Origin of the sequence: Photorhabdus sp. RM71S (assembly GCF_042879355.1) — a bacterium.
Lineage (GTDB): Bacteria > Pseudomonadota > Gammaproteobacteria > Enterobacterales > Enterobacteriaceae > Photorhabdus > Photorhabdus kayaii.
In genome coordinates this window covers 1-19496 of the sequence record NZ_JBHFKV010000069.1, presented here as the reverse complement: position 1 = coordinate 19496, position 19496 = coordinate 1, and the positions used below count along the sequence as shown (strand labels likewise).

Here is a 19496-nt window from a genome sequence, read left to right as displayed (position 1 = left end):
ACTTGAGCAATTGATTGATAGTCTGAGTGATGAGCTCCAGGCTCCAGCGTGAGCGAAGATAGCTAAAATCTTGAGGCGAGTGCTGCAATAAGAAAGACAAGAGCGGATAGAGCGGGGCTAAATTCCAGACAATGGGCCTGCCAACGGGTAGACTTTTCAGCCCTTCCAGGCCATACAAGGTAAACCAGTGAATCCAGCGATTAACCGAAGAATGTGCAGCATGCAGGGTTTTGGCGACATGAGTCACCGTATGACCTTCATGTAGTATTAATAATGCTATTAATCGGCGGGCATAATCCTTATCACGGATTTTATGGATAAGTTTTTTCATCTGCTGTCGTTCATTTCGGGGGATGGGTGCTATGATGGGCATCGCTCAGTCCGTTTTGGGGTTTGTGATTTTTAGCGATTGATCAGATCGCAAAAATCGGACTGAGTTCCCTTCCAAGTGATCTATTATTTCGAAAGCTTATTTAGAGCGCAGAGTCAAAAGGTATCGTTAAAAACTTATTACGGTTAACAAAAAACACGACCCGAACGAATTATTTTGGCAGAGTGATGTCGGTTTCACCTAGAAAATATCACATAAAAAAATGATTTATATCTACATTTTAGAATACACGATAACTGAGGTTGTCACCTTGTTGAGTAGCAACAAATCGATTAATCCCTGACCGGAAAACTTTATTGTCCCTGCACATTAAATTTAAAAAATCAAATTCTAGGAAAGGAAAAACAAGAAAATCTGATTATCAGTTTAATACAGATTAAAATACGGAGAAGATAACAGATAAAGGTTAAAAACATAGGTTCTCCATTAATACCAGATTTTAAAAAGAGACAACGTGACTAAAAACGGTTTTATTTTCTGGCACGTTTAATGCGTTTATCAGCAATGCTAATCGTCTGTCTATTTTACATTTATCTAACCGAACTGACTATTTAAAAACACTAATATAAAAAGATTAAAGTTTTATATAAAAGACCAATTTAAATCAATAAATGCACTTTTCAGATAAAGGGTAAATCGCATTTAATCGAAAGCTATTAAACATTAAAAGAGAATTGAAAAGAAAACAGCGAGAAAAAGAATATAATCTAAATAAGTTCATATTAAAGTGTTTTCCCATCGTTATTTTACGAAGAAAACTATGAAAAAAACAGTAAAACGGTTAATTTGGCAAGATTTAAACCCTAAAAAAGAGGGATTATCTTAAAAGAACATAAACGGGTATCTTTATATCATTAGACTATTTACTCATTGATTTACCTGATTATCACTTAAATTCAGCTCCCATAGGCGTATACTCAAAATAAGTCTGTGTGGAGGTAAATGAAAATGGCTAAAAATCAGATTCAATTCCAAAAAGGCATTTCTATTCATGAGGTTATTTCATTATAGGGTCATGAAGAACAATGCCAGAAACAGGTGTTCGATATGCGCTGGCCTACGGGGTATCACTGCCCTCATTGTGGGCATGATAAGTATTGCCAGTTAAAATCTCGTCTCCTTTATCAGTGCAATCAATGCCATCATCAGACATCTTTGACGGCCGGCACAGTGTTTTCTGCATCAAAATTACCTTTAACTGTGTGGTTTTTGGCGATTTATCTCATGACTCAGGAGAAAAATGGGATTTCTGCACTTGAATTGTCACGTCAACTGGGCATTTCCTACAACGTTGCATGGCGTATGAAACACAAGCTAATGAAAGCGATGAAAGAACGGGATGACGAAAAGCCTCTCGGCGGGTTTATTCAGCTTGACGACGCATACTGGGGCGGGGCTCAGCATGGCCCCCGAGGGAGAGGGGCAAAAGGGAAATGCCCTTTCGTTGCGGCGGTTTCAATGAATGAAAAGGGCCACCCTATGTTCATGCGTTTCAGCGTTGTGAAAGGGTTTAAGGCCGGGGGAACTTACCCGTTGGGCTAAAGTGCATCTTAAACCAAAATCCCTTGTTATTTCAGATGGATTAGCTTGCTTTCGGGGGATTGAGCAAGCCGGGACTTTCCATTTGCCCCTCGTCACCGGCGGTGGAGCGCAGAGTGTTAAGCTTCCTTATTTTCAGTGGGTTAACACAATGATTAGTAATGTAAAAAATTCGATACGCGGAACATATCATTCGATTAGCAAAAAGTATTTACCTCGTTATCTTGCCGAATTCTGTTTCAGGTTCAATTGGCGCTTTAACCTTAAAAAAACATTCGAACAGCTTATTTATTCATGTATCCGGGTAGCACCTATACCTGAGTATTTACTCAAGCTAGCTGAGATTCGATGGTAATCAGGTTGATTTATGAAGATAAAACCATGATGATTAAACTTGAAAAAACAGACGTTTCTCCCCGAAAAAAGGACAAATAAAAAGGTGAATGGTTTTAATACCAAATACCTTTCTTAAACATAAAAGTTTATCCTTTAATATTTTAATCCTGTTAATATTGGGGTTTTATTTTATTAAATGGAAAATTATTTTTAAAAAAATATAAAGCCATATGTAATAATGCATGCTAAATCATCATTAACCTATATTACAATTTTAAAATCTGTTTATATTTTTCATTTTAAATTGGAAGTTTAATTTCTTATTTAAAAAAATCCTCGCACAATGTAAATGGCCTCCTGTCGATTAAATAATTTTAAAAGGTACAATTAAATAATCTGAATTTCATATTTATATGAATTCAGGTTGCTCACTTTATTTTAAAACCTATATTAATGGAGTGTGTATTTAAAAAACCCTTCACAGTAAACCGTTTAATGTGAAGGGGATTTTATCAAACTAACATCTCTGTTTTTTATTTTCTTTATCTCAAACTACGTGAAATCTCTCTAAAAGTTCGCTTTGCTCTCAATGAGTATTGAGGAAGGAGTATTACGCAGATTTGTTAAACTCAGATAATTCGATGTTTCTCTAATTGAATCTGCCGCGCAGCTTCACGCGCCATACGTCTCTTACGAGCATCACAAGGTTCCGGGCAGTCACATATTTTCTCTACGCCAATACTGCTTAAACCACCACAGCTCCCTTGTATGCTTTTACGTTTAATCATATAGCCTAACGACATTCCCGCAAAAGCCAGCAGGAAAAAGACGAAGGCTGCAATAAATACTTTCAGCATTTTCTTCCCCTTCTCATTGATTTTTCTGTAAGTATGGCTCAAAGGCTTTATTGTAACGCTCTTCAAAACCATTTTTCGTTTTTATGATCATAAAAACCGGGATACTCAGATTTTCTGCAACTTCCATCCCTTTTTCCGGCCCTAAAACATTCAGTCCAGTAGAAAGGCCATCAGCACTCATACAAGCTGGAGCAATCACTGTAATAGAAACTAAATTATGAGAAATAGGGTTCCCCGTTTTTGGATCAATCGTATGTGAATAACGCACACCATCTTGTTCAAAGTAATTACGGTAATCACCAGAAGTCGCTATCGACATATTCCCAGGCATTATCACTTCCTGAGCATTTTGTGCCATGCCAGTGTCAGATGGCTTTTCAATCGCAATCCGCCACGGCAGATCTTTACCATTATGGCCTGATGTACGGACTTCACCGCCAATATCAACCATATAATCCTTGATATTCTGCGATTCCAGATATTCGGCAACAACATCTACGCCATAACCTTTAGCAATAGATGATAAATCGATATATAGCTCTGGAACAGTTTTAATCAGGTTATTACCTTCTACCACCAGTTTATCAATCCCAGTCCATTCACGGCGTTTTTCCAGTTCACTTGCAGAAGGTGCTTTCGTCACGTGCCCCTCAGGACCAAACCCCCATAAATTAACCAATGGGCCAACCGTCACATCCAAAGCGCCATCCGTCAATTTATTAATGTAGATCGCTTCTTTAACCACTTTGGCTGTCGCAGGCGATACCGGGAATGGCCGATCAATTTGACGGCTTTGATTAAAACGACTCAATTCAGAATCAGGGCGATATGTCGACATCTGGTCGTTAACCTCCTCCAGCAAACGATCAATCTCTTTTTGCAGAGCTTCTGACGAAGGCGCCGACGAACCCGTAACAAATTTAATGGAATAGTAAGTCCCCATTGTTTGCCCATGAATATTTTTCTGCTCCAGACCATCGCATGCCGCCAGCAGCAGTACTGCAAATATTAACGCTATCCAGCTACTTATCTTTTTACGCACAGTTAATTACTCTTTCTGAATTGTTAGCGCCCACAAAGTTGTGGGCGCCAGTCATTAAAATCAAACTATACCCGTTATCTTTCAAACTGCCTCTTTGTTGGCTGCGCTCACTCACCCCGGTCACATAGTTTTCTATGCTCCCGGGGATTCGCTCCCTTGCCGTCGCGATGCATCTAAAATCCATAGGGTATATTTATGGCCTATCAGCCACCGAAATCATCCAACATGATGTTTTCATCCTCGACACCAAGATCTTTCAACATTTTGATCACCGCGGCATTCATAACCGGAGGCCCACACATATAGAACTCACAATCTTCTGGAGCCGGATGATCCTTCAAATAATTCTCATACAGAACATTATGGATAAAGCCTGTGTGACCATCCCAGTTATCTTCTGGCAGTGCATCAGATAGAGCTACATTCCAGGTAAAGTTTTCATTTTCAGCCGCTAGCTGATCGAAATCCTCTGTATAGAACATTTCACGTTTAGAACGAGCACCATACCAGAAGCTAATCTTACGTTTGGAATTCAATCGATTAAGCTGATCAAAGATATGAGAACGCATTGGCGCCATACCTGCGCCACCACCGATGAAGATCATTTCCGCATCAGTATCTTTTGCGAAAAATTCACCGAACGGACCAGAAATAGTCACTTTATCACCGGGTTTTAGTGACCAAATATAAGAAGACATAATTCCCGGAGGCGCTTCCGAATTTTTTGGCGGCGGCGTCGCAATACGAACGTTAAGCATGATAATTCCGTGTTCTTCTGGATAGTTTGCCATTGAGTAAGCACGAACTGTTGGCTCTTTCACCTCAGAAACAAAACGGAACAAATTAAATTTATCCCAGTCCTCACGGTATTCTTTCGGCACATCATAATCCTCGTAACGAGCAATATGTGGCTGCGCTTCAATCTGGATATAACCACCTGCACGGAAAGGCACAACTTCCCCATCAGGGATCTTCAATTTTAGCTCTTTAATGAAAGTTGCTTTGTTATCGTTGGAGATAACTTCACATTCCCATTTCTTAACACCGAATATCTCTTCCGGTAACTTAATTTTCAGGTCCTGTTTTACATTGACCTGACAAGCCAGACGACAACCCTCTTTCGCTTCACGTTTACTAATGTGAGAAAGTTCTGTTGGCAGAATGTCGCCACCGCCATCTTTAATCTTTACGCGACACTGACCACAAGAACCACCACCACCACAAGCAGAAGAGACAAAAATCCCCTGGCTTGACAACATATTTAGCAATTTATCACCGGCAGGAGCGGTAAAGCTCTTTTCCGGATCACCATTAACTTCAACCCTAATATTCCCAGTGTTAACTAACTTTGATTTTGCAAACAAAATCAGCGCCGTCAGTACCAACACAATTAGGGTAAACATCACTACGCCTAAAATTATTATATCCATGAACGCTTCTCGCCCTTATAACTGCACACCAGAGAAGGACATAAAACCCAATGCCATCAAACCCGTAGTGACAAAGGTGATCCCCAATCCTTTCAGCCCTGCCGGAACATCAGCATATTTCATTTTTTCACGGATAGAAGCTAGCAGAACAATCGCCAACATCCAGCCTATACCTGAGCCAAAACCATATACAACGGATTCCGAAAAACTATAATCACGCTGTGCCATGAAAGAGACACCACCAAAAATTGCACAGTTAACGGTAATCAGTGGTAAAAAAATGCCGAGCGCGTTATAGAGTGAAGGGAAATAACGATCAAGGATCATTTCAAGAATCTGCACTAATGCAGCAATCACGCCAATAAATGTAATAAAGTTCAGGAAGCTGAGATCAACCCCTTCAACCAATGCACCGTCACGCAATACCAAGTTATACACCAGGTTATTAGCAGGAACAGAGATCCCTAAAACCACCGTGACGGCAATACCCAGACCAAACGCCGTTGTGACGTTTTTCGATACGGCCAAAAAAGTGCACATACCGAGGAAGAAAGCCAACGCCATATTCTCAATAAAGACGGCGCGGACAAACAGGCTTATAAAATGTTCCATGTTGTCAGTTACTCCTTCTCAACCTGCGCCGGTTTTAACGTCCTCAGACCCCAAATCAGCATACCAATAATGAAAAACGCGCTAGGGGCTAACAGGAACAGACCATTAGGCTGATACCAGCCGCCATTCTGTACCGATTCCATCACGGTAATTCCGAACAGCTTGCCGGAACCAAACAACTCACGCAGAAAACCAACCATTACCAGAATAACACCGTAACCCAGACCATTACCGATACCATCCATAAAGCTCTCGATGGGTGGAGATTTCATCGCATAGGCTTCCGCACGTCCCATCACGATACAGTTAGTAATGATAAGGCCAACAAATACAGACAACTGCTTGGAAATTTCATAAGCATAAGCCTGCAAAATCTGATCTACCACGATAACCAATGATGCAATAATCGCCATCTGGACAATGATTCGCACACTGCCGGGGATGTAATGACGGATCAACGAGATAAAAAAGCTGGAAAAGGCAGTAACCAATGTTACCGCTATTGTCATTACCAACGCCGTTTCCAGCTTGGTTGTTACCGCCAGCGCTGAGCAAATCCCCAGAACCTGCAATGCAATCGGGTTATTATCCAAGAGTGGCCCAAGCAGGACTCGTTTTATTTCTTTACTATCAGCCATCTTTCAACGCTCCTTCGCGTACTTTTTTCAGGAACGGACCAAAACCGTTATCCCCTAACCAGAAATTAAACATATTCTGGACACCGGCAGAGGTCAGAGTCGCACCAGACAAGCCATCAACACCATAAGAGTCATCGGCAGCAGCCCCGCCACGAACAATTTTGATCGCCGGATTGCCTTCATCGTTATACAGTTTTTTACCTATCCACTTTTTACGCCATTGTGGGTTATCCACTTCTCCCCCCAACCCCGGTGTTTCGCCGTGCGAATAATAAGTGATACCACGAGCCGTTTTGCCGTCCACATCAACGGAGATAAAAGCATACATGACAGACCACAGGCCAGAACCATAAATAGGCAGAACGATTTCGCGAGTTTTACCCTGTTCATTTTTCACCAGATAGACCTCGGCCATATTGGCGCGACGGCGAATTTTCGCCAGATCCTTTTCAGGCGGTAATGCAATACTGGTATCATCACTGCGCAACGCATCGTTCAGGTTAAACTTGCCCTGACTGCTTTCAAGCGTTGCCGTCTCCAGATTCAATAACTCGGTTTTAATCCGACTTTTGAACGTTTCTTTAACTTCATCGGCACTCATCTGAGGCTTGAATAACCCCGCAACATCGAGGATATTACGCTGTTTATCCAGCAATTTCTGTTCCTGTTGCTGAGATTTCAGCCCTACCGCAGAACCTGCTACCACAATTGAGCAAACGAGACATAGCACAAAAACAACGATAAATGTTCTGCCGACGCTGTCATTATTTTTGGGTTTATCATTAGCCACGGGCTTTTCTCCGCTTAATATTGGCTTGCACTACCAGATAATCAAACAATGGCGCAAACAGGTTTGCGAACAGAATCGCCAGCATCATACCTTCTGGATATGCCGGGTTAACAACCCTGATCAGAACACACATCACACCAATCAGAATGCCGTACCACCATTTACCTTTATCGGTAAATGAAGCCGATACTGGATCTGTTGCCATAAAGATCATACCAAAAGCAAAACCCCCCAGAACCATATGCCAATACCACGGCATAGCAAACAACGGATTAGTATCTGAACCGATAGCATTAAATAGGTAGGAAGTTGCAACCATACCCAACATCACCCCGGCGACAATCCGCCATGAAGCAATACGGGTAAACAGGATAATTGCACCACCGATGAAAATCATTAGAGTAGACACTTCACCGATAGAGCCAGGAATATTACCAATGAAAGCATCCATCCAGGTAACAGGCTGACCGGTAACGGTATTCACTAATCCCTGACTACCACCAGCCGCCCATTGAGATAACGGGGTCGCCCCAGAGAAACCATCAGCCGCAGTCCATACCAAATCACCTGAAATCTGTGCAGGATAAGCAAAGAATAGAAAAGCACGGCCAGCCAGTGCCGGATTCAGGAAATTACGGCCTGTCCCACCAAAAACCTCTTTCGCAATGACAACACCAAATGTAATACCTAGCGCAGCCTGCCACAAAGGAATAGTAGGTGGAACAATCAACGCAAACAAAATAGAAGTAACAAAAAAACCTTCATTAATTTCATGTTTACGGATAATGGCAAACAGTACTTCCCAGAAGCCGCCAACCACAAATACAACGATATAAATAGGTAAAAAGTAAGTTGCGCCAAGCAACATTTCGCTACACCAGCTAGCGCCTGGCGTCAGTGATGCACCGAAAAACTGAGCAACACGATAGTGCCAATCAGATGCCAGAATTTGCTGTAATTCTGCGCCACTGTATAAATGATACAACGCAGGGATCGCCTGCTGACCAACGTTATACATTCCCCAGAACATTGCCGGGAATACGGCCAGCCATACCATGATCATCATACGCTTTAGATCGATGGCATCACGGATATGAGCACGGCCAGAAGTTACGGTACCTGGTGTATAGAAAACCGTTGTTACCGCTTCATACAACGGATAGTATTTTTCTAATTTGCCCCCGGGCTCAAAGTGGTGCTCAATTTTTTCAAAATAGTTTTTCAGGCCCATGAAATCATCCTTCCTGCTCAATCTTAGTCAGCACTTCACGCAGTACCGGACCATATTCATACTTGCCAGGACAGACATAGGTACAAAGCGCTAAGTCTTCCTCATCTAACTCCAGACAACCCAGTGCCTGAGCACTATCGGTATCACCCGCCAGCAGATCCCGCAGTAAATGTGTTGCCATGATATCCAAAGGCATAACACGCTCATAGTTACCGATTGGTACCATAGAACGTTCACCGCCATTCATTGTCGTTGAAAAAGCAAAGCGCTTATTTTTCAGGAAATGACCAATGGTGGTGCGGGTGATGGAAAATTTATCGATACCCGGCATTATCCAACCAAATAGCTCTTTTTCGCGACCTTCACGCAAAACGGAAACCAAAGTGTGGAAACGACCAAGATAGTGATGAACCTCATCTGACTGTGTACCGCACAATACGGAACCTGAAATAATACGGTTTTCACCCTCTTTAAGCTGCTCCTGAGTTAACTCAAGCAGATCAGCTCCTAAGCAAGTACGTATAAGACGTGGTTTTTCAACCTGTGGACCGGCCAGTGCAATGACACGATCAGTATAAAGTGTGCCGGTAGTGAATAATTTACCGATAGCAATCACATCCTGATATCCCAGGTGCCATACCGTTTTAGTCGCACTGACGGGTTCAATAAAGTGAATGTGAGTTCCAGCTAATCCCGCAGGGTGCGGACCTGAGAACTGATTATAAGTGATTTGTGCATTATTACCGACACTCGGCAAGCTTCCTGCACTATGGCAAACATGGACTTTACCTTCGGTCAGTCTAGTCAGCACATTCAGACCATCAACAAAAGCCTCTTCATCGGTAGCAATAATAACCTGTGGATTTGCAGCCAGAGGCTGAGTATCCATCGCGGTTACAAAAATTGCTTTTGGCGAGGAGCCGGGAGCAGGATTTCGACTGTAAGGACGGGTACGCAGTGCAGTCCATAACCCAGAATCAATCAGATTCTTTTCCACTTGTTCTCGGGATAACTGAGAAAGTTGGGAACGATCATAACGGTCAAAATTAACCTGTTCGTCTCCCGTTATCTCAATCACAATTGACTGCAAAATACGTTGTTCACCACGATTAATCGCCACAACCTGCCCACAGGCTGGGCTGGTGAAAACCACACCTGGATTCTTTTTATCTTCAAAAAGAATCTGGCCCTTCTTAACATGCTCACCTTCCTTCACCAACATAGAAGGACGCATTCCAACATACTCTTCACCCAACAGTGCTACATGGCGAATCGTCGGACCGTCTTCTATTACTTGAGCAGGCGCTCCTGCAATCGGGAGGTCGAGTCCTTTTTTAATTTTAATCATAAGATTTGCACAAGTTTATCAATTAAATCATATGCTACAGATTACCTAGTGGTAATATAGCCACTCTATAAAAAACCCCTTAAGTCACGAATCGTGCCCAGGTTATAGTTCTCCGATAATTGTTACTATTTTTTGTTAATCTCCGGGCGGCAATTTTAACATCTCCCTTCTTAGACTGTCTGACTAATCAAGTGATTTAGTTCAAGCAAACAGGAATAATTTTGGCACTGAATGATTAACCGATCGCAAAAAACGAATGATTATATCACCTTTACCGACAACTGATTGTATTTTAACCTAACAATCACTTTGTAGTGATAAAGTTACCGTCATCATTTTCTATTCACAAAGTCGATGACTCATGGCAATCTTAAGCTAAATTTTTAGTTAGTCCGCTACATCGCTATTACGGTAGTCACATGAAAAAAACTGCGGCTTTTCCTGCAATAATATTGTTGTTATTTAGTTCATTCACTCCTGTCTATGCTCAGGATACTTTAGTGCAATTGAAGCAAAATTTCCCTGTGCAGCCTGGCTCTCCTGTCTTTATCCAAATATTCAAAGAAGAGCGGATATTGGAGCTTTATACTAAAAATAGTCATGGAAGCTACCAACTGTCTAAAAGCTACCCCATCTGTAATTACTCTGGCGGCCTTGGTCCCAAAACCACAGAAGGCGACCTGAAAAGCCCGGAAGGTTTCTATCGTGTAAAACCCCATCAACTCAATCCAAATAGTCGATATTACCGATCTATTAATCTCGGTTTTCCAAATGAATACGATAAATTCAGAGGCTATTCCGGCAACTATTTAATGATCCACGGAGAGTGTAAATCTGTCGGTTGTTACGCTATGACTAATGGTTACATAGATGAAATCTACGATTATGTAGAAAGTGCATTATTGCGCGGGCAGTATGAAATTAATATCAGTATTTATCCATTCAGAATGACACCGCAGAATATGTTACGCCACCGTTCATCCTCCTATTACATGTTTTGGCTACAATTACAGCCAGCCTATGAGTATTTTGTAAAAAATCACCGGCCAGCAACGATTAGCGTCATTAACGGCCAATATGTGGTTAATGCTACACCTGAAAAATCGCCACTTTTGCAGCATCAATCACAATATGCGTTCACCAAGATGAAATAGTGCATAGCGACCCGGCTCAATACGATTCCAAGCTTCATTACCCGTTAAAGGTTGAGTAACAATAACAGAAACAACATCATCCGGCTGTGTATGTTGTTGAAAATCAATTTCAATATCCTGATCCAGAAGTTTTGCTTTTCCAAACGGTGCCCGACGGGTAATCCAATAAAGGTTGGTTGAACAATATGCCATCACAAAACGCCCATCCGACAGCAACATATTGAATACGCCTTTTTTGCTGAGTTCATCTGCGAGTGAGGCGATAAAACGAAAAACCTTAGGCCAGTTCGAGGGAGTTCTTGGATATTTTTGTGAAAGTCGCTGTAAAATCCAGCAAAAAGCATGTTCACTATCCGTTTGTCCAACGGGACGATACTGACCAGTTTCAAGCTGCCGATAGCCCCGAAGTTGCCCATTATGGGCATAAGTCCAGTTGCGTCCCCACATCTCACGAATGAAAGGATGAGTATTTTCCAACGCAACATTACCGCGGTTTGCCTGCCGGATATGAGAAACCACCACTCTAGATTTAATCGGGTACTCTTGTACAAAGCGGGCAACGGGCGAATTGTAACCTGGTTGATGATCTTTAAATGTGCGACAGCCCCGCCCCTCATAAAATGTGATCCCCCAACCATCTTTATGGGGCCCAGTATGACCACCTCGTTGAATCAAGCCACCTAAACTAAAGCAGATATCTGTTGGCACATTTGCACTCATGCCAAGTAACTCACACATTGCCCACCTCTGTAGCCTGTAAAATCAGGCTTTAACCATCTCTTTTTCGATAAGTTGAATCAGGATATGAATAACTTTGATATGAATTTCCTGAATACGATCTGCATAACCAAAATGCGGGACACGAATTTCCACATCAGCGGTTCCTACCATTTTACCGCCATCCTTGCCTGTCAGCGTAATGACTTTCATGCCCTTTAAGCGGGCAGCTTCAACTGCTTTAATAATATTACCGGAATTACCGGAAGTAGAAATACCCAGTAACACATCCCCCTCTTTCCCAACCGCTTCCACATAACGAGAAAAAACAAATTCATACCCGAAATCATTACTGACGCAGGAAAGATGGCTGACATCAGAAATCGCAATCGCTGGATAGCCAGGGCGATTTTCGCGGTAACGGCCTGTCAATTCTTCAGCAAAATGCATCGCATCACAATGCGAACCCCCATTACCGCAGGACAGTACCTTGCCACCCGCTTTAAATGAATCAGCCAGCAATACTGCTGCTTTTTGAATTGCTTCAATATTTGCATCGTCACTTAAAAACTTTGCCAGCGTATCCGCGGCTTCGTTCAATTCACTACGGATCAGGTCTTGATACATAGGCTCCTCACTTCGGTCAGGTAATCTTCAATGTTGTGTCGGATGGCAGTTTACCGGATCAAGAGAATTGAAAGAAGACAACATCACGTTTCTGGAGAATTAATCCGCTCCCGATCACCATGAGTTTGTGAGCTACATTGTAATTAAGATGTAAAGATATTGCTAAAAGCAATTTCCTGGTCTAAAAAGAGAAGAACATCACAACAGGTCCGACCTCTGATGACTTACCTGACCCTGAGATTAACCAGGAGCTTTTATTATGACCACATTGAGTATTGTTCTATTCTTAGTATTGATTGGGATACTTTGCTATCACAAAGTCAATCTCAGTCTTAGCAGCCTACTGCTCCTTGTCTATACCGTCTTGATGGGCGCTATTGATGCATGGAGCTACTGGATGTTGTTACCAATGGCCATTATTCTGTTCCCACTGAATTTTGCGCCAATGCGCCACTCCTTACTTACTGTTCCGGCCTTAAAAGCCTTCCGTAAGGTGATGCCAAGTCTATCTCGCACAGAAAAAGAAGCTCTTGATGCAGGTACTACCTGGTGGGAAGGCGAACTGTTCCGCGGTAAACCCGACTGGAAAAAATTACATGACTATCCAAAGCCTCAGTTAACCGCTGAAGAACAAGCATTTCTGGACGGCCCGGTAGAAGAAGCTTGCCGTATGACTAATGATTTCCAAATAAGCCATGAACTGGCTGATTTACCACCTGAGTTATGGCGTTACCTGAAAGAACACCGCTTCTTTGCCATGATCATTAAAAAAGAGTATGGCGGTCTGGAGTTCTCAGCCTATGCTCAAGCACGAGTACTGCAAAAATTAGCAGGTACATCCGGCATTCTAGCAATTACCGTAGGTGTACCTAACTCTCTCGGCCCTGGTGAATTATTACAGCATTATGGCACCGAAGAGCAGAAGAACCACTATCTACCTGGGCTTGCCCGTGGTGAAGAGATCCCATGTTTCGCACTGACCAGCCCGGAAGCTGGCTCTGATGCCGGATCAATCCCAGATACAGGCGTAGTCTGTATGGGAGAATGGCAAGGTGAACAAATTCTCGGTATGCGCCTGACCTGGAACAAACGTTATATCACACTTGCCCCTATCGCTACCGTACTCGGTCTGGCTTTCAAACTGTCTGACCCTGACCATTTATTGGGTGATACAGAAGAATTGGGCATTACCTGTGCATTGATCCCGACCAATGTACCGGGAGTAGAAATTGGTCATCGCCATTTCCCATTAAATATTCCATTCCAGAATGGTCCAACTCGCGGTAAAGATATCTTTGTTCCGATCGACTACATTATTGGTGGGCCAAAAATGGCCGGACAAGGCTGGCGGATGCTGGTTGAGTGTCTGTCTGTTGGCCGCGGTATCACTCTGCCATCAAATGCAACCGGCGGTTTGAAAAGTGTTGCGATGGCGATTGGCGCATACTCTTATATCCGCCGCCAATTCAAAATGCCAATTGGTAAAATGGAAGGGATTGAAGAACCACTAGCACGCATTGCCGGTAACGCCTATTTGATGGATGCCGCTTCAACGCTTGCAACAACCGGTATCATGCTAGGTGAAAAACCCTCTGTGTTATCCGCTATCGTCAAATATCACTGTACTCACCGAGGCCAAAAATCTGTTATTGATGCAATGGATATTGCCGGTGGTAAAGGGATTTGCCTTGGTCCATCCAACTTCCTTGCTCGCGCTTATCAAGGCGCACCTATCGCCATTACCGTTGAAGGCGCCAATATTCTGACCCGAAACATGATTATCTACGGTCAGGGAGCTATCCGCTGCCATCCTTATGTTCTTGATGAAATGGCTGCGGCTGAAAATAACCGTGTTAAAGACTTTGATAAAGCACTGTTTAGCCACCTTGGTCACGTTGCCAGTAACATGTTACGCAGCTTCTGGCTTGGCTTAACCAATGGCCGCACCAGCAGCACACCAGTCAATGATGCAACACGCCGTTACTATCAACAATTAAACCGCCTGAGCGCCAACCTTGCGCTATTATCAGATGTGGCAATGGGGGTATTAGGTGGTAGCCTGAAACGCCGTGAACGTGTCTCCGCCCGGCTTGGGGATGTTCTGAGTCAAACCTATCTGGCTTCCGCGACGTTGAAACGCTATGAAGATGAAGGTCGTCAAAAAGAAGATTTGCCACTAGTTCAGTGGGCAGTTCAAGATAGTTTGTATCAGGCAGAACAAGCAATAGATAATTTACTGAGTAACTTCCCTAATCGTCTGGTCGCCGGCCTGATGCGTGTTATCGTCTTCCCTCTAGGGCGTGTACATTCAGCACCATCTGACCGTCTGGATCACAAACTGGCCCAGATCTTACAACAACCGTCTGCTACCCGTGATCGCATTGGCCGCGGTCAATATCTGACACCAAGCGAGCACAATCCTCACGGATTACTGGAAGAAGCTCTGCACGACATTATTGCCGCAGAACCGATCCATGCCCGCTTGAGTCGCGAAGCAGGTAAACGCCTCGGCTTTACTCGCCTTGATAAACTGGCAGAACGCGCACTCGCGGAACGTAAGATCACGCCAGACGAAGCCGAAATTCTGAAACGTGCTGAAGCAAGCCGCCTGCGTTCTATTAATGTCGATGAGTTTGAACCAGAAGCGCTGGCTGTTCCTGTTCAGGACAAAAAACCAAAAACGAAAGCGGCCTGATACTGACAACTAAAGAATGGATGTCATTACGGGACGATACCTTAGGGTATCGTCCCAAGTTGCCAAGGTAGGATTTCGCTTTGCGCAAAAAAATAGACGCAGTCAAAAATATCCGATATTTCCTTTGAAAGAGTAGATGAAATTTACTCTCTACAGCACCCTACTCACGATACAGACGACAATCCGCTTGTAATGTCACACCAGCACATCCTTCAACATAGCTTTGTCGAGGCTCAGATCGGCAACCAACTGATTCAGTTGCAATAACTGAACAAATGGTTAAACATAATTTTTTATCGTAGTTTATTGATACACTAGATAGTTAAACTCATTCAACAGTGGTGCTTATGGACAAGTTAAGAGCAATCAGCGTCTTCCGGCGTGTTGTAGAACTAGGCAGTTTCAAAGCCGCCGCCCAAGATCTGGGCTTATCCAAGGCAGCTGTCAGTAAAAACATCAATCAGCTTGAAGAGTATCTCAAAAGCCCCCTGATTAACCGAACGACCAGAAACATGCACATAACCGCAAACGGCAGGAATTACTATCATCAGGTGTGCAACATCCTGGATGAACTTGAGAATGCTGACTTATCGGTTATAGAAACGTCTCACACTCTGACAGGCTCGATAAAAGTCAGTATTCCAATGTCTATGGGGCTAAAGGCATTAAATCCACTGATATGCCAGTTTATGCATACTCACCCTAGTATTTCTGTAGAAGTTGTCATGATTGATAAATATATCGATTTTATTGAGCATGGAATAGATGTTGCGATACGTGGAGGAGGTGAACTGAGCGACTCCAGCCTTCGTTCTAGGAAACTGATAAAAGTCCCCCGAGTCTTATGTGCCTCACCAGCATATATTGAGGCTTCTGAAAAAATACTCATCCCTGAAAATCTCACCTCCCATAACTGTCTTGTCTACAGTTTATCTTCTTCTCCACGACGCTGGATATTTCACAATCAAAATGATGTGAAAGTCGTTGACCTTAAGCCCGGAACCTATGTGGTGAATAACGGGCTTGCACTCAAACAGGCGGCTCTTTCCGGACATGGTGTGATTTTACTGCCTGAATTACTGGTCACTGATGAGCTGCTGTCAGGCAAACTTGCCAGACTACTTCCGGAATGGGAAGCTGACATGCAGGCACTTTATGCCATACAACCCTTTCATAAAGAACACTCTAACAAGACAAGGGCTTTTATCGATTTCCTTATAAATGCACTAGACAAAACCTGCTGAATATCTGAAAAGTGATCGGTGATTTTAAATGGCAAATCTCCGGTTGAAATAAATGCCAGGCCAACCGGTTTTGAAAAGTCATGGTCAAATCAGAGAAGACCCTATAATTGTTTACTATCAGTGCACAATGTTTTCACATAATAGGCGTTTTAATAAACTATCTCTCTCCCTATACTCGGTTCTGCAAATGAACTTATCGGTTACATCAAAATTGAGGAGATGTAGATATGAACAGTTCCGTTACTTCAACATCAGAAAATCTTGTTCTGTCCTATCTTGACGGACGCCAGCCGACCGTTGGCATTGAGAACGTAAACAAGGTCTTATTTTCCATCGGGGTTCGGGTCAGTACAACGCCGATCCCTAAAGAAGCCAGACTTATTCTTGAAGCGTCAAAAACCCGTGCGCTCACGGAAGAAGAGAGCGAGAAGCTGATTTCGCTGTTTCCTTTACACCGAGGAGAACTTCTGGAACAAATCCGACTGGCTGGCCGCCAGCCGGAAGCTCACCGCGGCGGTTTCCTGTCAACGTCGGAAGTCGGTGTTGCACCTTATCCTAAAGTTTACGATATGAAAGCAATTTCGGCTGAAACCAGAAAAACTGTTCTCGAAAAATTCGGTAAACTGCATGTGAACAGCGCTGAAAACGGGATGGGTATTGATGAAGTCATGACAGTTGTGGCTGGCGGACCGTGGACTTGGTTCTTCCGTCTGCCAGATGGCGTGATTACAAAGCTGTCGGTAGGACGTGTGGAAGCTGGCGATCCTGCTTGGCGTCTCAGCTATCCCGGGCTAGGAATGCATGCTGCGTTTCTGGATGCTGAGGATGGATTGATCGTGGCATTTGCCCACGGACCAAAGCATTTCGTTATGCGCTATGACGAACCCAGTGTTGACGGTGCAGAGATGCTGGGCACCAACCCGTGGATTGATTTCAGCGTTGATATCCCGAAATTAGTAAAATAACATCCTAATAACGCTTTATTACATCAACGATAATGAAAAGTCTGGCGGATTAATCCGCCAGAAAAATTATAGGTATTTAAGCGTTAACAGGGCGCGAAAATAGCTTGGAAAAATAACGATATAAATTGATTTTAGCGTTAAATCACATTAATGATATAAAAGGGGAATAGTTTAAATCAAACAGTAAAAATAGAAGTGCTATCGGACGGGTTAAAGCAGTGTAAAGCCTGTTTAAATTGACGAATTTAAGGTATCACGGTTTTGTATAATAAATGCAATATCATAACGCTGAAAGTGACCCAATTCGTATTCTATTAAATCGTTTATTTCGGATTTTGTTATTCAGGTTTTTCATGATTTAATGATTTAATGAAAAAATTCATTCCCTGATTGAAAACATTATTAAAGCCGATGCTTTTTGAAAAATAGATTAGGATATCTTCAAATAATATCCGTTACCTTTATCTCTTAATTTAATAAATTAAAAGATAAAGGCAAGGCTGAGATATTATCAATGAAAGCTGCTTTATATAAACTTATCGTTTTTCACTACCTGACATTATTATTTTTTTGAATTAATCATTGAAAGAAAAATAGTAGAAATAACTATTGAAGAAATTAATAATATTGTAAATCCAGTAATGATTTCTTCAAGACCAACACCTAAGTAAATAGTATAAAAGAGAATAATCATAGTAATAAATACATAAATCCCTGACTGCATACCCAAAGTATAAAGAGAGTTTTTTGAATATAACCCTAGATAAGAGAAAAAAACAGGTTGCATAATTGTATTAGCTAAAAACACCATAATTGTGAATAGAGCATGCCAGAATTTATAATAATCCCAAGTGAACAAAATCCGAGAGAAAATAATTGAATGATATTACCTACCATGATTCTTTTTTTAAAAAGTACGGATTTCATGACTTTCATGATGCCAATTGCACAGGGGAACCATATAATCAGTAGTATGATATACATTTGAACCATATCAATATGTTCAAAATATTTTGTTCGCATTGCTGGCATAATCATTAAAGAGAGGAAAAAACAAACATTGATTATAACCAAACTTGAAAAAGAAAAGAAAACAACTAATTTATTGTCTGTTTTTACAGAATCCTTAATATCATGTTTTTGTTTTTTTGCATTATTATTTTTAAAGCCAGTAAAATAGATAATTGAAGCAATAGAATAAATAAAAGTAGAAAAAAATCTGCTGATGTACGGGAGTTTAAACCGAAGAAAGAGAAAGTGACTGGGATTATAAATGGCAGGCTTAATAACGCCAGGCTTAAGATAGAAAAATCCTTATTCGTCCTCTTTTCATTTCCTTCGGTTATAAGAATATTTCTTCCCATTATGACAATAAATCCACTTATTACTCCCCATAATATTCTATGTAGAGCATCCAGCCAAACTGAAATAAGTGTTGTTTCTCTTGCAAAGAGAATGCAGTTTATAGTTGCTAAAAATAAGAAGAATCCAAAAATATTTTTTTCAAAAAGAGCAATATTCATTTTTCGAATGAGGAAGGATATTGTCATACACCCCAGAGATAACCCCAATAAATAGGAAAAAACAGGAACATAAGCGTATAGCCGACATTCCGCACCCAATTCAGAAATAAAAAGACTCGTATGGTGGCCCCAATATTTTCAGCAGAGCATTTTGGTACGGTTGCATTCCCGTCACCATCCGGTGTTCTTCAAATTCAAAGGTATTAATACCTTCGAAAGTTAAAAATACCCAACGAGCGGTGGGCAATTGCGTCTGCTGCTGCTTCATATCCGGGTAGAATGCCTGGCTTTGTTTCAGACCCGTGCGAATTTTATGTTCCAGCGCCGCATACACCATTAAGCTACACGTCATCACCA

The 19496-nt window shown here is 42.1% G+C and carries 16 protein-coding genes and 2 pseudogenes; 5 read left to right on the top strand and 13 right to left on the bottom strand.

Annotated elements, in window-relative coordinates; all coding sequences use genetic code 11:
• A partial coding sequence (locus ACGF5R_RS21915; RefSeq protein ID WP_387692713.1) for a helix-turn-helix domain-containing protein occupies positions 1 to 373 on the bottom strand: 373 nt, incomplete at its 3' end.
• A 966-nt stretch (positions 374 to 1339) separates the two neighbouring features.
• Here ACGF5R_RS21915 and ACGF5R_RS21910 point away from each other — a divergent pair.
• Positions 1340 to 2285: pseudogene (locus ACGF5R_RS21910) on the top strand (IS1595 family transposase).
• A gap of 610 nt (positions 2286 to 2895) precedes the next feature.
• On the opposite strand, the gene nqrM reads toward ACGF5R_RS21910, so the two are convergent.
• The 8 genes from nqrM to ACGF5R_RS21870 all read right to left on the bottom strand — a co-directional run bounded on the left by nqrM (position 2896) and on the right by ACGF5R_RS21870 (position 10214).
• Complete coding sequence (gene nqrM, locus ACGF5R_RS21905) at positions 2896 to 3123, bottom strand: (Na+)-NQR maturation NqrM (protein ID WP_112878719.1); 228 nt, start codon at positions 3121 to 3123, stop codon at positions 2896 to 2898.
• 13 nt (positions 3124 to 3136) lie between these two features.
• Positions 3137 to 4165 (bottom strand): FAD:protein FMN transferase, encoded by a 1029-nt coding sequence (locus tag ACGF5R_RS21900; protein ID WP_112878720.1) that lies wholly within the window; start codon positions 4163 to 4165, stop codon positions 3137 to 3139.
• 203 nt (positions 4166 to 4368) lie between these two features.
• Complete coding sequence (nqrF, locus tag ACGF5R_RS21895) at positions 4369 to 5595, bottom strand: NADH:ubiquinone reductase (Na(+)-transporting) subunit F (RefSeq protein WP_112878721.1); 1227 nt, start codon at positions 5593 to 5595, stop codon at positions 4369 to 4371.
• A gap of 15 nt (positions 5596 to 5610) precedes the next feature.
• Complete coding sequence (gene nqrE, locus ACGF5R_RS21890) at positions 5611 to 6207, bottom strand: NADH:ubiquinone reductase (Na(+)-transporting) subunit E (protein ID WP_112878722.1); 597 nt, start codon at positions 6205 to 6207, stop codon at positions 5611 to 5613.
• 8 nt (positions 6208 to 6215) lie between these two features.
• Positions 6216 to 6845 (bottom strand): NADH:ubiquinone reductase (Na(+)-transporting) subunit D, encoded by a 630-nt coding sequence (locus tag ACGF5R_RS21885; protein WP_112878723.1) that lies wholly within the window; start codon positions 6843 to 6845, stop codon positions 6216 to 6218.
• Positions 6838 to 7635, bottom strand: coding sequence for a Na(+)-translocating NADH-quinone reductase subunit C (locus ACGF5R_RS21880; protein ID WP_112878724.1), 798 nt, complete (start codon positions 7633 to 7635; stop codon positions 6838 to 6840). Before ACGF5R_RS21880 ends, ACGF5R_RS21885 begins: the two co-directional genes overlap by 8 nt.
• Positions 7628 to 8866: an NADH:ubiquinone reductase (Na(+)-transporting) subunit B gene (locus ACGF5R_RS21875; protein ID WP_112878725.1), complete on the bottom strand. Its 1239-nt coding sequence runs from the start codon at positions 8864 to 8866 to the stop codon at positions 7628 to 7630. The genes ACGF5R_RS21880 and ACGF5R_RS21875 overlap by 8 nt, the downstream gene beginning before the upstream one ends.
• Positions 8867 to 8870: 4 nt before the next feature.
• Positions 8871 to 10214 (bottom strand): Na(+)-translocating NADH-quinone reductase subunit A, encoded by a 1344-nt coding sequence (locus ACGF5R_RS21870; protein ID WP_112878726.1) that lies wholly within the window; start codon positions 10212 to 10214, stop codon positions 8871 to 8873.
• Positions 10215 to 10633: 419 nt separating this feature from the next.
• Between ACGF5R_RS21870 and ACGF5R_RS21865 the strand changes: the two genes are divergently transcribed.
• Entirely contained in the window at positions 10634 to 11368 is a 735-nt protein-coding gene (locus ACGF5R_RS21865) for a murein L,D-transpeptidase family protein (RefSeq protein WP_112878727.1), read from the top strand.
• Here ACGF5R_RS21865 and ACGF5R_RS21860 read toward each other — a convergent pair.
• On the bottom strand, positions 11339 to 12106 hold the full coding sequence (locus tag ACGF5R_RS21860; protein ID WP_112878728.1) for a class II glutamine amidotransferase: 768 nt from the start codon (positions 12104 to 12106) through the stop codon (positions 11339 to 11341). The genes ACGF5R_RS21865 and ACGF5R_RS21860 overlap by 30 nt on opposite strands.
• Before the next feature lie 24 nt (positions 12107 to 12130).
• Entirely contained in the window at positions 12131 to 12712 is a 582-nt protein-coding gene (gene lpcA, locus ACGF5R_RS21855) for a D-sedoheptulose 7-phosphate isomerase (RefSeq protein ID WP_112878729.1), read from the bottom strand.
• Between the two features lie 259 nt (positions 12713 to 12971).
• Between lpcA and fadE the strand changes: the two genes are divergently transcribed.
• From fadE to ACGF5R_RS21840, 3 genes are all read left to right on the top strand, one after another.
• Positions 12972 to 15407: an acyl-CoA dehydrogenase FadE gene (fadE, locus tag ACGF5R_RS21850; protein ID WP_387692711.1), complete on the top strand. Its 2436-nt coding sequence runs from the start codon at positions 12972 to 12974 to the stop codon at positions 15405 to 15407.
• A 347-nt stretch (positions 15408 to 15754) separates the two neighbouring features.
• Positions 15755 to 16651: a LysR family transcriptional regulator gene (locus ACGF5R_RS21845; protein WP_112878731.1), complete on the top strand. Its 897-nt coding sequence runs from the start codon at positions 15755 to 15757 to the stop codon at positions 16649 to 16651.
• A gap of 227 nt (positions 16652 to 16878) precedes the next feature.
• Positions 16879 to 17616, top strand: coding sequence for a hypothetical protein (locus tag ACGF5R_RS21840; protein WP_387692709.1), 738 nt, complete (start codon positions 16879 to 16881; stop codon positions 17614 to 17616).
• A gap of 1115 nt (positions 17617 to 18731) precedes the next feature.
• Here ACGF5R_RS21840 and ACGF5R_RS21835 read toward each other — a convergent pair.
• On the bottom strand, positions 18732 to 19166 hold the full coding sequence (locus ACGF5R_RS21835; protein ID WP_262981190.1) for a hypothetical protein: 435 nt from the start codon (positions 19164 to 19166) through the stop codon (positions 18732 to 18734).
• Positions 19167 to 19239: 73 nt separating this feature from the next.
• Positions 19240 to 19496: pseudogene (locus ACGF5R_RS21830) on the bottom strand (IS1634 family transposase); the annotation flags it as partial.

What these genes read in the sequence shown, in the direction of transcription:
- nqrM (WP_112878719.1), bottom strand. Translation starts at nt 3,123, where the DNA reads ATGCTGAAAGTATTTATTGCAGCCTTCGTCTTTTTCCTGCTGGCTTTT.
- nqrF (WP_112878721.1), bottom strand. Translation starts at nt 5,595, where the DNA reads ATGGATATAATAATTTTAGGCGTAGTGATGTTTACCCTAATTGTGTTG.
- nqrE (WP_112878722.1), bottom strand. Translation starts at nt 6,207, where the DNA reads ATGGAACATTTTATAAGCCTGTTTGTCCGCGCCGTCTTTATTGAGAAT.
- ACGF5R_RS21885 (WP_112878723.1), bottom strand. Translation starts at nt 6,845, where the DNA reads ATGGCTGATAGTAAAGAAATAAAACGAGTCCTGCTTGGGCCACTCTTG.
- ACGF5R_RS21875 (WP_112878725.1), bottom strand. Translation starts at nt 8,866, where the DNA reads ATGGGCCTGAAAAACTATTTTGAAAAAATTGAGCACCACTTTGAGCCC.
- ACGF5R_RS21870 (WP_112878726.1), bottom strand. Translation starts at nt 10,214, where the DNA reads ATGATTAAAATTAAAAAAGGACTCGACCTCCCGATTGCAGGAGCGCCT.
- ACGF5R_RS21865 (WP_112878727.1), top strand. Translation starts at nt 10,634, where the DNA reads ATGAAAAAAACTGCGGCTTTTCCTGCAATAATATTGTTGTTATTTAGT.
- ACGF5R_RS21860 (WP_112878728.1), bottom strand. Translation starts at nt 12,106, where the DNA reads ATGTGTGAGTTACTTGGCATGAGTGCAAATGTGCCAACAGATATCTGC.
- lpcA (WP_112878729.1), bottom strand. Translation starts at nt 12,712, where the DNA reads ATGTATCAAGACCTGATCCGTAGTGAATTGAACGAAGCCGCGGATACG.
- fadE (WP_387692711.1), top strand. Translation starts at nt 12,972, where the DNA reads ATGACCACATTGAGTATTGTTCTATTCTTAGTATTGATTGGGATACTT.
- ACGF5R_RS21845 (WP_112878731.1), top strand. Translation starts at nt 15,755, where the DNA reads ATGGACAAGTTAAGAGCAATCAGCGTCTTCCGGCGTGTTGTAGAACTA.
- ACGF5R_RS21840 (WP_387692709.1), top strand. Translation starts at nt 16,879, where the DNA reads ATGAACAGTTCCGTTACTTCAACATCAGAAAATCTTGTTCTGTCCTAT.
- ACGF5R_RS21835 (WP_262981190.1), bottom strand. Translation starts at nt 19,166, where the DNA reads ATGACAATATCCTTCCTCATTCGAAAAATGAATATTGCTCTTTTTGAA.